Here is a 12,866-nt window from a genome sequence, read left to right on the forward strand (position 1 = left end):
TCCTGAACCGATACGACCCCAGCGACGAGGTGCACCGGCGTAGCCGCGACTGGCTGACAGCCATCGACGCGCTCGCCGTACTCACCAACCACGACCTCGCCGACACCGTTGATTCCGACGCGGCCTGGCGCGCCATCAGCGGCGAGCCCCCCTCGGCACGCAATCCCTGACCACGCCCCTCGGTCACTGACCCGCTTACCCACGTCCTGGACCCGAGCGGTTGGTCAGACCGGGTCAGTTTCACCCGGCAGCGACAGTCACCATGAGTGATCGCGAGATGAGCTTCCCCCGCTTCGCCGGAGTCTTCGAAGACTGGTCCCATGGTTAGGGACTGGGAAGGAAGGCTCTGTTGGCAGCACCGAGGAAGTACCCCGATGAGCTGCGGGAACGGGCGGTCCGGCTGTATCGACAGTCCGAGCCGCGGCCGTCGTTCAAGCGGCTGGCCGAGCAACTCAACGTGCACCCCGAGGCCCTGCGGAACTGGGTCCGTCAGGCCGAGGCCGATGCCGGCGAACGGCATGACCGCCCAAGCACTGACATGGTCGAGGAGAACCGCAGGTTGGCCGCCGAGAACGCCGAGCTGCGGCGGGTCAACGAGGTCCTGCGCGCGGCGAGTGCGTATTTCGCCAGCGAGATCGGCCCGACCCGGAGGTGGTCATGAGCTTCATCGACGCCCATGGCTTCCCGGCCGGTCTCGTACTGCGGGTCCTGGGCATCCCCGCCTCGACCTACTACGACTGGCGGACCCGCCGCGAGTATCCCTCGCGCCGTGAGCTCGACGATGCCGCACTGCTCGAGCAGATCGTCAAAGTGCGCAGCGTGAACGAGTACGCCGCGACCTATGGCTCGCCGCGGGTGTGGCTGGAGCTGCGCCGCCAGGGCGTGCGGGTCGGGCGCAAGCGCATCGAGCGGATCATGCGCGCCCACGGCCTGCAGGGCGCGCATCTGCGTCGGGGTTGGAAGCACGGCTCGACCCGGCAGGATCCGAACCACACCGCCGCCCCGGATCGGGTCGAACGCAACTTCCGGGCCGACGCGCCGAACCGGCTTTGGGTGGCGGATCTGACGCGGCTGGTCACCGGGGAGGGTGTGCTGTGGCTGGCCAGCGTGCGGGATGCGTTCGCCAACCGGGTCGTCGGTTGGGCCACCGGTGAGCGGGCGACCACTGCGTTGGTGCTCACCGCCCTGGATCATGCGCTGCGCTCGCGTCAGGTGCGCTCCGGAGAGTTGATCTTCCACAGCGACAAGGGCGCCCAGTACACGGCGCTGCGATTCACCCAGCGCCTGGTCGACGCGGGTGTCGCGCCCTCGACAGGGTCCACAGGCGACAGTTACGACAACGCTTTGGCTGAGAACCTGTGGTCCACGCTCAAGATCGAGCTCGTGTACTGGCCGGGCACCACCTTCGCCACTCGTGCCGAGGCCGAGCACGCCCTGCTGCGCTACATCGACGGCTGGTACAACCCCCGCCGGATCCAGGCCGGGCTCGGCGGGCTCTCACCCGACGAGTACGAGGACGCCTACCATCGATCCCAGCGCGACGATCACAGATGACCCGGACTCCGGGAAACCGGGGGAACCTCATGGGCCCAGGAACGGATCTGTTCACGTTCGGTTTTGGTCAGCCCATCCCGGCCGACGGCCGGCACGGATGTGTCAGCTCCGGCCCCGACCGCGGCCGGTGTCGCCGCACCGTCGTCGGTTTCCGGCTGGCGCGCCACGCTCTGGCGCTGGTCAGCCTGTCCGGCTGTGGCAGGGTTCGCGGTGGCTGCTGGTGGTTCTGCCTCGCGGGCGGGCAGCGCATCGGGATTGTCGGCGTGGAAGGCGGCGCTGATGCGTGCGGGGATCCGGCCCCGGTGGGGCACCGCGTACCCGTGGGCACGCGCCCACGTGCGGATTGCTTGATTCTGGGAGCGGCGGGCACTGGCGGCTGCAGAGCTTGTGATTGCCGGGGTACGGCGTGGCCCTGGCTGCGGCCGGGCCACATCACCGAAGGCAGCGATCGCTTCCCGTAGTGCGGCTGCGTGATGTGCACTGAGGTCGATCTCGTAGGCTTTCCGGTCCAGCGAGAACCGCACGGTCTCCGCAGCCGGCGAACCATCGAGATCATCTATGAGCTTCACCTGCGTGACGCGCGTCATGCGGGAGCCCCCATTCCTGAGTCATTCGTGCCTCGGTGTCGCAGGACGGTGCTGAATGTGACACGTCGGCGAGTGCGACTTGCCGACGATACCGGCTGGCTGGATCCACCAGTCGTGGCCTCTGACGTTTCGGGACGCGACGCATCGACGGCTGTTGCACCCCGCGGGGCGCTCGGTGAAACGATCGGCCGGCTCGTTCGTTTACGCGTGCTGGCAGCTGCGAAAATGGTCCGGTTGGTCAGGGTCCGAGCCGGAGACGACGACTTCGACCAGCTGAGCTGCGCGGCTCGCAAGGGTGGCGGTGTCGGTGTGTGCCGCGCCGCTACCCCGCCACGACACGCGGACACCATCATTCGCCGGGCGCCCCACGGCGTCCCCCCAGGATCCGCGACGTGCGTGGGGCCGGTGGGGCTGGAGGTACTGTCGATGCTGGTGTGGCACCTCCCGCTCACCGTCCGGTGAGCGTCGCTCGAGTGGCAGGCGAGCTCAGATGTGTCCCTCGATGAGGGCGGTGATCCGAGCGTTGAGCGCATCGGCGTCGTCCGCGACCCCGTCGAGGAGGGTGAGGACCTCGTCCAGGCTCTGCGGCGCCTGGGGTGCGGTCGTCTCGGGGGTGGGCGAGGCGTCGGTTTCCCGGTCCCCGCGGGAAGGGGTGCCCGGCGCAGTGACGCTGCTGGTGGCCCGGTGGCCGGCGAGGGCGAGTCGGGTGCGAATGGTGCGGGTGGTGATGGGGCGGTAGTCGTCGTGCCAGCCGTGCTGGTCGATGGCGGGCAGCAGGATCGCGGCGCCGTGCCAGCGCTGTGGGGTGCGCGGGTGGTGCTGGTGGGCGCTGTCGCGGGTGGGGGCGTGGGCTGCGGTGAGGTCCATACGGGCCGAGCCGCGGCCCAGGCCGTCGAGGACGCCCAGGGTGTCGAGCCAGCGCACCACCGCGCAGGCCGGGCACGCGCGCGGGTCCGGATCTGTGGGCACGTCGTGGTCGGCGACCGAGACCTGATCGTCGGGGTGCTCGCCGCCGGTGCTGACGAGGGTGACCGCGTCCGGGAGCAGGGCTCGGGCGTCGCGGTGGGGGAGGTCGAGGCCGATGGTGGCCACGATGAGGAAGGCGTCGCGGCGGCCGTGCAGGCCGTGGGGCCAGCCGCGGGTGGGGCAGGCGGCGAGCAGCGGGCCCGCCGCGGTCCAGCGCTGCTGGGCCGGCCGCGAAGGCGGGGGTGCGGCGGGACCGTGGTCCGGGCGGGACAGCAGGTAGCCGCCGCGGCGGTGGGCGGCGGCGATCGCCCGCACCCGCCGCGCCAGGGTGGCCGGCCGCGCCGGTAGCGCGGTGAAGAACCCGGTCAGGGCGGCGACGGTGGTCGGCAGCGTCGGCTGGCCGGTGGCGGTGGTGTAGTCGCAGAACAGCGCCCACTCCCCCACATAGCTCGGCCCGACCACATCCCGCAGCGGCGCCGCCGGATCCGCGGATGTCGCTGACGCGGGTCCGGTCGCAGCGGGAGTGCTCGGGTTGGTCATAACCCGAGCTGGGTGACGGCGTTACCGAGCAGCGGGGCGTGGTCGCGGTCGTAGGTCTCGACCATGGCGTCACTGCTGTGGCGGGTCTGGCGGCGCACGGCGCGGTGATCGGCCCCGGCCCGCCGCGCGGTGGTGACGAACCCGGCCCGCAGCGAGTGGAACCCCACCGGGCCGGGCAGCCCCGCGGTGTGGGCGCGGCGGCGGACCATCGCGTGCAGGGCATCGCCGGTGATCGCGGTGTCGGTCAGGGTGCCGCCGCGGCGGACCGCGCGCAGCAGCGGTGCCTCCGTTGGGAGTGTCGGCGCCGGTGCCGGACCGGGTGCGCACCCCGCGCCGGTGGGGGCGTCGTCGGGCCCGGCGGCCGGGTCGGGGTGCGGGTAGAGGTGCTCCTGCTCGGGCCAGGGCGGCGTCGTCAAGATGGCACGCATCAGCGTGGCCCGGCCCCGGGGTGCGGCCTCGAGGAGCCGCAGCCAGCGCAGCACCGCGCACGGCGGGCAGGTCCCCGGGTACGCCCCGTACGGGAGCACGACGGTGGCGCCGTGGGCGTCCTGGTCGGTCTTGGATGACCGGATCCGCACGTGCAGCCCGTCGCTCGGGTGGAAGTGCAGGTCGCCGAGGGTCAGGGCGGCGAGTTCGCTGCGGCGCAGCGCCCCGGCGAACCCTGTCAACAGCACGACCGCATCGCGGGCGGCGGTGAGCCCGCCCGGCCACGTGCCGAACTCCATTCCCGACAGCAGGGTGCGGAGGTCGTCGAGGAGCAGCGGGCGCATCTGGTGCGTCGAGTGCGCGCGGGCCCGCTTGATCCCAGTGAGCACCGCACCGACGGCCGGATCCCGGGTCGGGGACCGGTGGCCGGCGTCGCGGTGCACGGCGGCGATCGCGGCCAGGCGCCGCGCCATCGTCGCCGGGGAGAACACCGCCGCCCCGTCCGCGGTGCGGGTGGCCTCCAGGTCGGCGAGGTAGAGCCGCACCGTGTTCACCTCGGCCGGCAAGGCTTCGAGCGCGGCGGTCGTGCACCACCCGGTGAAGTGCGCCCAGTCGGCGGCGTAGGCGCGGTGCGTGCGTGGTGCGCGGGCCCGAGTGGCGTGGGCGTCTGCCCGGGCGGCCAGGGCTTCCAACGAGGCCGCCCGCTGCGCCGCAGCACGCCGCTCCCCCGCCGGATCGCGGACCCCGTCGGGGACCGCGGACCCCCGGACCGGCTCCCCGCCATCCTCAGCGGCGGTGCCAGAGCTCATTTCGGCGCCTTTCGTCGGGGTGGGGTGCGGGCGGGTGCTCGGCGACTGGTCAGCTAACCGGAGATTATCACGTGTCCCAGCCTGCCCGGCGGAAGTGACCATGCGGCGGCTTCAGCGGCCCTCGCGACGACCCCGCGCCGGATTTCCCGAAGCACACCACCCCGCGGCCCGAGCATCCGGACACCGCCACTGAGCTGGGCATTCACCACCGGAGCGAGCGACTTCGGCACGCACCGGCTCCCCGTCAACGGACCGGACACCCGCACCGCCCGGCCACGCGGTGATTCGATGCCGAGCCGGAACCAGACCCCACCCAGCGCGGTGTGCCCCGACCCGGGCGTTGGGCCAGGCGCGTGCGTCGGCGCGACCCATGACCGTCCGGCAACCCCTCGCGCCGCCGGCCGCACCCGGCGCGAACGCGGCGCCCGCCGGTCCTGCCACTCACCGTGTGCGTCCGTTCGGTCGTGGTCATCGCCCGGTGACACAGACCCGCTGGATGCCCCCCCCCCCCACCCGCGGAGCAGGGCCTCAGATGACGTCGTCCGCGCACCAAACGGTCCCGACGAGACCCGGTGACACCCACGATCGGAACGGTGGGGGGCGACTCGGTCCGGGAACCTCGGCCGGGCCACGGCCTCCCCCCGGCTGGTCCGGGGGCCGCAGCATCGTCGTCCGCCGTAGACCGACCCAAGAAGGGTTGCGAAGCTCCCGGACGAAGGCACATACAAGGGTTCATATAGGGGTCCGTACGACGATTCGTGTGCGGCTCTCGTGGGTGTGACGTGCAGGGGATCTGTGGTGCCCGCCGAGAAGTGTGGCCGCAGCGGCGGTCAGTTGACGATGCGGATTCCCGATCTGCGTCGGTGTGCCCCCGCCCCCACCGGGCCTGGCGTCTGGCGCTCAGCGAGCGACCGGGTGTGGATCGACGTAGCGGGGCTGGAGCGGGCCGGTCAGGACGCGTCGCTAGCCAATGGGCCCTGTTAGCGGTGAACCCCGATGGCCGGGCGCTTCGACGTCAACCCATCGGAGCGTCCGGACCCCGCTCCGGCCGACACAGGGGCGACGAAGGGATGGCCGCACTATCTCAACCCAGCCTTCAGCGGCACCGAGTACGAGAGTGCAGGCTTGACCTCAGGGAAACGTTACCCCTGGTCAGAACCTCTTACGCACTTCCATACGGACCTGTGTACACGCTGTCATCGTGAAATCCACCGGTGGTTTCGACTGGCTGTCAAGACGCCTCCGAACACTGATGTCTGTCATCATCCGTAGATACGGGTCCTGACTCGTCTATAGCATCTGATAAACCAGCGACATCAGCCACGGCTCGGTACTAGCACTCAGTCGTGCACCATGCCGTAACGGCAGCCGGAGGTGTGTCGTTAGCCTCAAGCGAGGAGTCGGCACTGGATACTCATGTTGCCGCAGCACGAGGCCGTGCATGAGGTCCGGAAGTGCCCTATTCGGAGAGCCAGGCGAGGGGTATGCCGCAGGTACAGGTAGGAACCACGATGACCACCCCGCAGGACGTGACGCAGGCGCTGCAACGGACAGTGCTCGTGGCCAACCAGAAAGGCGGGGTCGGGAAGACGTCCGTCGTGACCGCAGTGGCGGGACTCGCTGCCCGTCCCGAGCGCCGCGTGCTGGTCGTTGATGCCGACCCTCAGGGCAACGCCACGAGTAGTGACCTCGGAGTCGAGGGCGATCGCGGGCGCAGCCTGGTCACAGCCCTGCAGTACGGGGACGCACCACAGGTAATCACTGACGTCCGACCTGGACTCGATTTGGTCGCCGGTGGGCCATACCTGGCCCAGGTCGGCGCAATCACCGCCACCGCATCACAGACCGGGACGGACGTCCTGGCGAACCTGCGACGGGCGCTTGGGGAGGTGTGTTCCCAAGGCGGATACACGCTGGTGCTCATCGACTCTGGCCCTGGCGATGCCCCTCTGCTAGATGCCCTCCTCGGCACGGTTCGTTACATGATCGTCCCGACCAGGGACGACGACGCTTCGCTGTCGGGTGTCGAGCTCCTAGCCGGCCGCTACTTGCGCGCCCGCCAGCAGGGCGCGCTGGTTACGCTTCTGGGGGTGGTGCTCTTCGACTCGAACCCTCGCGCTACGGCTCGTAACCGCGAGGTCCTTGCCGACGTCGATGCCCTGCTCGAGGGCTCCGGCGCCGCTGCCTTCGGGACGATGATCCGTAGCGACCGCGCGAGTGCGATGGACCTGCGGAACGCTCACGTAACGCCCGCAGAGCTCGTCGAGGTCATCGGGGCGCAGAACCGGGACCGCCTGGCCTGGCTCAGCGGCGGCAAGCACCGCCGACTCGATACCGGCGATACGGAGGGAACGCGCCTCTGGTCGCGGGATCCCAGCGCTCTTGCGACCGACTACCAGGAGTTGACACGAGAGGTCTTGAGTCGAATCGCGGCAGTCGAGCGGTCCGGGAGTCCGGCATGAACGCCGGTCGGCGTCGGGGCCGAGCTTTCGACCCGACCCGTCTCGACGACCTAGATGACGTGCTCGCTCCGCCTCAGCAGGGGGCGGAGGAGACCCGCGACGACGAGGCGAGTCACTCGTCGAGCTCGAACCCCGACAGGGACGAGCAGATGGTACAGGGCAGCCGTCACCAAGCACCCACGCCGACGGCGCCCGCGAAGCGGTCGGCGCCGCGCGCGACCTCGTCGCCCGCGGATTCGGTGGTCTCGCAGTCGACGTCACGAGCGCGTTCGTCGGCCGGTCCGGCGCGCAGCGGACCGAGCCGGCAGCCACGAGCGCCGGGTGGGCGAATCGCTACAGCTGTACGACTCCCGGCGGAGGTGTATCACGCCGTCAACGACCACCTGCTCTCCGGAACCGAGCGCCCTTCGTACGGCCAGCTGGTCATGTGGTCAGTCGAGGATCATCGTCGTGACGTGATCGCGACGGTCGAAGCGGCTTTGCCGGACCCGGCGGACCGCAGCCCTCGCGGTCGACGGCTCGCACAGGATCGGGTGCCGGTCGGATTACAGCTGCTGAGCTCCGAACGCGCTGAGCTCGACGAACTCGCAGAAGAGATCGCAAGCAGAGATGTGGCAGCCAGCCGGAGCACGCGAGTCACTCGCACCGATGTAGCTACAGCGGCCCTGCGAGTCGCCGTCCAAGAGCGCACCGGTCAGCTGCGCTAATTCGTGGGCCGGTGCCCACGCAACCCAGTCTCGCCCCTGGTCAATGCCAGGCCTCATCGAGATTGTCCCGACCCTGGGCGAGGCTGGGCCGCGGTCAGCGCGTCGACTCGGCTCCGCGGTCGTGAGCGCCCGGCTCCCGGCCCCCGGAGCGGGCCCGGTCCATGCTGGGCCCGGGCGGCGTTGGCCCGGTTGATTCGGCTGCGGACGGTCCCGATGGGGACGCCGAGGACCTCGGCGGCTTCCGCGTAGGACAGTCCGTTGACCTTGACCAGCTCGAAGGTGCGTCGCCACGGACTGGCGATCTGGTATCACCTGCGCCCGACGGCGCGCGTCACGCCAGGGCCTGTTCGAGGCCCCGGCGCCGGTGACCGCAGGTCACCGATGCAGCACACTCCGAGATCGACAGCCGAACGTTGCCTGGAGCGGGTACCGAGCGGGGCCCCGAGCCTCGCTGGCGGATAGACCGAGGGTTGGGAGGAAGCTGAAGTACAAGTCTCGTAGAGCCCCGCTACGGGTCCACGGGGCAGCCGGTGTGCGAGCCAGCTGCGGCTGGATCTGGGCTACCGACTTTCGCCTTACTGGATGCGTGCCGCCGAACGATGGGCGCTTGCCATCGTGGCGACTGCGTCTCGAATCCGTTCAGCGGCAGAATCGAGATCTGCCAGAAGCAACGCTGCCTCGTCTTCTGCGTCCTCGGGAGGAGCAACGCATTCCTGTGCGCGGTGGCGAATCTGCACGAGAACCTGGTCCAGCCGGCCGACTCCGGAGCGAAGGGCAGAGATGAGTCGGCAGAGGTCCTTCCCGCAGGTCACGGCCACATGAGCTCGCTCGGGCAGCGTGGCGTGTGCCAGGTAGCGGGTGAGCTCGTCAATCTCCTCGGCTGCGAGAAGGACCCGGTCGGCAGTGTAAGGCCCGGCGATGGACCACCGGTCGTCGATGCCGTGCTCCGTGTGGAGTTGGGTCGCGTCAGGGTGGATGCCGACGCCGGCCTCTGAGGAGAAGGTCCATTCCATTCGTGAAAGCTCCAATCAGCCTGCGTCGGAGGCAAGTAGTCGGATTGACCGCAATTTGCTTGCGTGATCGTAGACGGGAGTCCGGATCAGTAGTTCGTCGGCGCCGGTTCGAGCTTTGAATTCAGAGAGCTCGGCGCGTACCCGCGCACTGCTGCCGATGATGAAGCCATCAGTCGCTTGATAGAACTGCTGCAGTTCGTTCTTGTCGGTTGGTCGCCGCTCCGCAGCGGTATGAGGATCGGGCAACTTCATCTTTTTGTGCCACAGCTTGCGGGCGACCGACTTGATGCGGAACGAGCCCGCGAGGAACTCCGCTTCCTCATCGGTTTCGGCAGCGATAACGCCGACCCAAGCCGCAAGATAGGGGGTGCAGTCGACGTTTGCCGACCACTCCGTTCGATACGTCTCCGCAACGCTTTCGGTGCCGTCCCGGTTATAGAATCCACCAAAGGCGTACGGGAGCCCGAGGGCTGCCGCTAACCGCGCGCTTTCATTGCTACTTCCGAGTATCCACATTTGTGGCTCGTTGTCGTACCCGGGAACCGACCGTACATGTTCGGTGACCTCATGCCTGAAGTGCGAACGCAGTCGCTCTACCTGCTTGAGGAATCCTTCTGCTGAATCGTCTCTGTCAGCGCTCACGGCCAACTGTGCAGCGCGCGGTCCGCCGGCGCCACGGCCGACAGCCAAGTCGATACGGCCCGGATGAATAGCCTCGAGAGTGCCGAACTGTTCGGATACGAGGAGCGGTGAGTGGTACGGCAGTAGGACACCACCGGCACCGACGCGAATTCGACGGGTGGTGCTGGCGACCATTCCGGCTAAGACCGCCGGCGCGCAGCTTGCAACACCTCTCATGCCATGAAGCTCCGCCGCCCAGTAGCGCGCGAAGCCAAGTTCGTCGGCGAGCTGAGCGATCTCTAAAGAGTTCCGAAGGCTCTGCCTCGCAGTCGAACCTTCGACGATGGGTGCTGTGTCGTGGATGGCGAGCTGGCCTGGCTCGATCGGCTCCGGCATCTACTTCAGCCCGGAGACCGGCTGCTCGGCCAGCAGGTCTCTGTGCAGGAGCTCGTCCTGCAACTGGAGCATCCACTGTGCGCGCAACTTCCACTCCGAAGCGGGGAAGTCAGGCTCCCACTGGGGAAGCTCGGGCTCGTCGGCCATACTGGGCTCGATGGAGGCCGCCCACGGCGTGGCCGCAGCTTCGCGCTTCGCGCCCAGCGCGGTTGCCACGTGGCTCGCCGTTGATTCGTCCTCAGCGGGGAGTGCCCACTCGGCAAGGTATGCAAGGCCGTCTGAGACCTCGATCATCACGCGGCCGAGCTCGGGGTCCAACGACTCAGCAGAACGTCTGCTCGGCAGCGCAACGTCAGGGAACTCGGCAACTAGTGTTTTCCACAGGGGCTGGAGCTTCTGGGCATACCGGTTCTTGTGGTCGAGCTCCCGGCGCTCGCGGAAGCGAGCCGTGAGCGAGACTAATGGGATCGACACCAACGCCAGCACCAGGAGGATTTGCCCTCCGATGCGGCCGGTGTTGTAGAGGTCGCTCATGACGGGCCATTTGGATCCTGGGTAGGCGATGTAGAGGCCTTGCCGGACCAGCGAGACACCGTTGACGCCGAAGGCCATGATGCCCATCGCGATGATGACCCCGATGGCCGCAAACCGGGCCCACGTGTGGGCTAGCATCCGGAGATAGCCGATCGCCCGGGTAGCGCCGATCGACCACGCCAAGATCGGATAGAAGGCCGTGCCGATGTAGTAGATGATGTTGCGGGCAGTCAGGTAGCTATCCGGGTCTCGGTCGCGGCCGAAGAAGTCCGGATCAGCCGTGTAAAGAGCGAGAAGCCCTGGGATGAGGAATCCCATATACAGTACGAACTCGGCAGCTGCCTGCCGGCGGATACGCCTGGGCTCATGACGCTCGTTCTCGACTTGAGCGAGCAGGAAAAAGATGGAGAAGCAGTAGAAGAGCAGCGTCCAGGCGATATTTGTGAACGAGATCGCACGAAGTACGTCATGGATCGGTGCCGTGAGCGGGAAGTCTGCCACCGACATCGTCATGATGAACGCGAGCGTGGTGACCCCGACAGCCAGGGCCTTCAAGGCAGAGTCATGACGATGGCGACGGACTTGATGCCACTGCCAGGCGGTGAGCGCGACGAGAACGACGGAGGCGACAGCCTCGGCCCAGAGGATCAACGAGACCTCCAACGTGAAGTGACCAACCCGAAGGTGGCCGCGACGCCGCGTTCGCCGTGCCAACTCGTCTGGGCTATGTACTCGTCGGGACGCCGCCGGAGCGCCGCTAGGCGTGCGAATTCCGTTGCACCGGTCTCGGCCTCCCACTCGTGATCGACCGAGTACTGGAGATCGACCTCGGCTGGTCCGCCGTCCTCGTCCTCGTCGTCGCGCAGCAGCGCCCCGCAGGTGAGAGCGGTTGAGTCCTCGGTATCGAGGTGACCGAGGATCAGGTGAGTGAACTCTTTCCACTTGGCGTCAGCCAGCGAGGATGAGGGTCTGAATCGCGTTGACCAGCGCGGTGGTCCGCTGCGGGCAGCACCGGATCTTCCGCAGAATCTTCCAGCTCTTGAACATCGCGTTCGCGCGTTCACCGGGGCCGCGTTGCGCCGCGTGGGCGGCGTTGACCTCCCGCTGCGCCTGTGAGAGCCGTCGGCGCTCGCCGGTGTGCCGGTCTGCGGGGCGGCGTCGCTGCGGCAGCTGGAACACCGGGCCGGCGCCGCGGTATCCGCTGTCGGCGACTACCTGCACCCCAGCAGCGGTGAGGGCCTCGATGATCCCGTGCGCGCGGGCAGCACCCATGTCGTGCCGCGCACCGGGAAGCGCCGGCGACGCCCAGACCAGACGCCCGGCCGGGTCGCTGATGACCTGCACGTTCATGCCGTGGCACTTCCATTTCCCCGAGTAGTACGAGCGGTCCCGGCCCGAGGCCATCGCGACCCGGTCGATCCGCAGCAGGGTCCCATCGAGGATCACGAACGCCTTGCGCAGCGCGACCGCGACCGCCTCGGCCAAGGTGGGCGCCTGGGCGGCGAGGACGTCGATCGCCTCGCGGACGTAGCGGAACGCCGTGGTGGTGCCGATCCCGAACCCGGCGGCGAGGTCGGGGTAGGTCTCGCCCTTGCGCAGGTGCGCCAGGGCGAGCAGCGCGTGACGGCTGACCGGGAGTCGCCGCCAGCGAGTACCGCGCTGGTTGCGGCTGCGCTGCAGGGCGTTGGTCAAGGTGATCAGCGCGCGAGTGGACACCGACAGCGCGGACGGGTAGGAAAGCACCGGAGCTCCTGGTGGACAACGAGATGATCTAGACAATCACTCGTCTACCAGGGGCTCTTCTACTTTCCAGGCCCGCCGCGCCGGACACGTCAACCCGCATGGTCACCAGGTTGGAAAGGGTTCAGTGACCTCGTGGTAGATCACTAGCTCCTGTTGGGAGCGTGGTGCGCGTGAATCGTGCAGGATCCGGTCATACCCAGGCGCGGCCAGAAGATGACCGATAACGGTCACTCCACCGAGGTCAGCGGCTTGAATCTTGATGCGGCGCTGGCGCCGCTCGCCGAGCAGCTCGCATAGCTGCCAGGCGTTGAAGGGCGGTGCAACACCAAGCTCGTCGAGAAGATCGGCGCAGCGGACCCGAAGTTCTTCCTCCGTACGCTGAATTGCTTGCTCCTCACCGGCTGCGGCTGTGACCGTATGGAGCGTATCGAGCAGCGAGCGACAACCGATCAGCGCAACGCCGTAAGACCGTCTGGAGTAGGAAGCGTCTGAGGACCTGCCGCCCATG

12 protein-coding genes are annotated in these 12,866 nt (G+C 68.5%); 3 read left to right on the plus strand and 9 right to left on the minus strand.

What is annotated here, in order from left to right; translation table 11 throughout:
- The first annotated feature begins 349 nt into the window (after window positions 1-349).
- Window positions 350-661, plus strand: a complete 312-nt coding sequence (locus JOF36_RS34800) for a transposase (protein WP_210026741.1) — start codon at window positions 350-352, stop codon at window positions 659-661.
- Window positions 658-1,554 carry an IS3 family transposase gene (locus JOF36_RS34805; protein ID WP_112276250.1) on the plus strand — a complete coding sequence of 299 codons (897 nt, stop codon included), beginning with the start codon at window positions 658-660 and terminating at the stop codon, window positions 1,552-1,554. The genes JOF36_RS34800 and JOF36_RS34805 overlap by 4 nt, the downstream gene beginning before the upstream one ends.
- Here the strand turns inward: JOF36_RS34805 and JOF36_RS34810 are convergent.
- The 3 genes from JOF36_RS34810 to JOF36_RS34820 all read right to left on the minus strand — a co-directional run bounded on the left by JOF36_RS34810 (window position 1,545) and on the right by JOF36_RS34820 (window position 4,882).
- A complete protein-coding gene (locus JOF36_RS34810; RefSeq protein ID WP_210036494.1) occupies window positions 1,545-2,141 on the minus strand; it encodes a histone-like nucleoid-structuring protein Lsr2 in 597 nt (198 codons plus the stop codon). The genes JOF36_RS34805 and JOF36_RS34810 overlap by 10 nt on opposite strands.
- 486 nt (window positions 2,142-2,627) lie before the next feature.
- Window positions 2,628-3,569, minus strand: a complete 942-nt coding sequence (locus JOF36_RS34815; RefSeq protein ID WP_210036495.1) for a hypothetical protein — start codon at window positions 3,567-3,569, stop codon at window positions 2,628-2,630.
- A gap of 74 nt (window positions 3,570-3,643) precedes the next feature.
- On the minus strand, window positions 3,644-4,882 hold the full coding sequence (locus JOF36_RS34820) for a hypothetical protein (protein ID WP_210036496.1): 1,239 nt from the start codon (window positions 4,880-4,882) through the stop codon (window positions 3,644-3,646).
- A gap of 1,511 nt (window positions 4,883-6,393) precedes the next feature.
- Here JOF36_RS34820 and JOF36_RS34825 point away from each other — a divergent pair.
- Window positions 6,394-7,344 (plus strand): ParA family protein, encoded by a 951-nt coding sequence (locus tag JOF36_RS34825; protein WP_210036497.1) that lies wholly within the window; start codon window positions 6,394-6,396, stop codon window positions 7,342-7,344.
- Window positions 7,345-8,104: 760 nt separating this feature from the next.
- Here the strand turns inward: JOF36_RS34825 and JOF36_RS41505 are convergent.
- The 6 genes from JOF36_RS41505 to JOF36_RS34855 all read right to left on the minus strand — a co-directional run bounded on the left by JOF36_RS41505 (window position 8,105) and on the right by JOF36_RS34855 (window position 12,865).
- On the minus strand, window positions 8,105-8,353 hold the full coding sequence (locus JOF36_RS41505; RefSeq protein ID WP_210036660.1) for a sigma factor-like helix-turn-helix DNA-binding protein: 249 nt from the start codon (window positions 8,351-8,353) through the stop codon (window positions 8,105-8,107).
- Window positions 8,354-8,626: 273 nt separating this feature from the next.
- Window positions 8,627-9,064: a hypothetical protein gene (locus JOF36_RS34835; protein ID WP_210036498.1), complete on the minus strand. Its 438-nt coding sequence runs from the start codon at window positions 9,062-9,064 to the stop codon at window positions 8,627-8,629.
- Window positions 9,065-9,079: 15 nt separating this feature from the next.
- Entirely contained in the window at window positions 9,080-10,081 is a 1,002-nt protein-coding gene (locus tag JOF36_RS34840; RefSeq protein WP_210036499.1) for an LLM class flavin-dependent oxidoreductase, read from the minus strand.
- The gene (locus tag JOF36_RS34845) at window positions 10,082-11,266 is read right to left on the minus strand and encodes a DUF6545 domain-containing protein (protein WP_210036500.1); all 1,185 of its coding nucleotides are present in this window, start codon (window positions 11,264-11,266) and stop codon (window positions 10,082-10,084) included.
- A 297-nt stretch (window positions 11,267-11,563) separates the two neighbouring features.
- The gene (locus JOF36_RS34850; protein WP_210036492.1) at window positions 11,564-12,358 is read right to left on the minus strand and encodes a transposase family protein; all 795 of its coding nucleotides are present in this window, start codon (window positions 12,356-12,358) and stop codon (window positions 11,564-11,566) included.
- 102 nt (window positions 12,359-12,460) lie between these two features.
- Window positions 12,461-12,865 (minus strand): hypothetical protein, encoded by a 405-nt coding sequence (locus JOF36_RS34855; RefSeq protein ID WP_210036501.1) that lies wholly within the window; start codon window positions 12,863-12,865, stop codon window positions 12,461-12,463.
- Window position 12,866: the final 1 nt, after the last annotated feature.

The organism is Pseudonocardia parietis (genome assembly GCF_017876315.1).
Taxonomy (GTDB): Bacteria; Actinomycetota; Actinomycetes; order Mycobacteriales; family Pseudonocardiaceae; genus Pseudonocardia; species Pseudonocardia parietis.

What these genes read in the sequence shown, in the direction of transcription:
- JOF36_RS34825 (WP_210036497.1), top strand. Translation starts at nt 6,394, where the DNA reads ATGACCACCCCGCAGGACGTGACGCAGGCGCTGCAACGGACAGTGCTC.
- JOF36_RS34820 (WP_210036496.1), bottom strand. Translation starts at nt 4,882, where the DNA reads ATGAGCTCTGGCACCGCCGCTGAGGATGGCGGGGAGCCGGTCCGGGGG.
- JOF36_RS34855 (WP_210036501.1), bottom strand. Translation starts at nt 12,865, where the DNA reads ATGGGCGGCAGGTCCTCAGACGCTTCCTACTCCAGACGGTCTTACGGC.
- JOF36_RS34835 (WP_210036498.1), bottom strand. Translation starts at nt 9,064, where the DNA reads ATGGAATGGACCTTCTCCTCAGAGGCCGGCGTCGGCATCCACCCTGAC.
- JOF36_RS34805 (WP_112276250.1), top strand. Translation starts at nt 658, where the DNA reads ATGAGCTTCATCGACGCCCATGGCTTCCCGGCCGGTCTCGTACTGCGG.
- JOF36_RS34840 (WP_210036499.1), bottom strand. Translation starts at nt 10,081, where the DNA reads ATGCCGGAGCCGATCGAGCCAGGCCAGCTCGCCATCCACGACACAGCA.
- JOF36_RS34810 (WP_210036494.1), bottom strand. Translation starts at nt 2,141, where the DNA reads ATGACGCGCGTCACGCAGGTGAAGCTCATAGATGATCTCGATGGTTCG.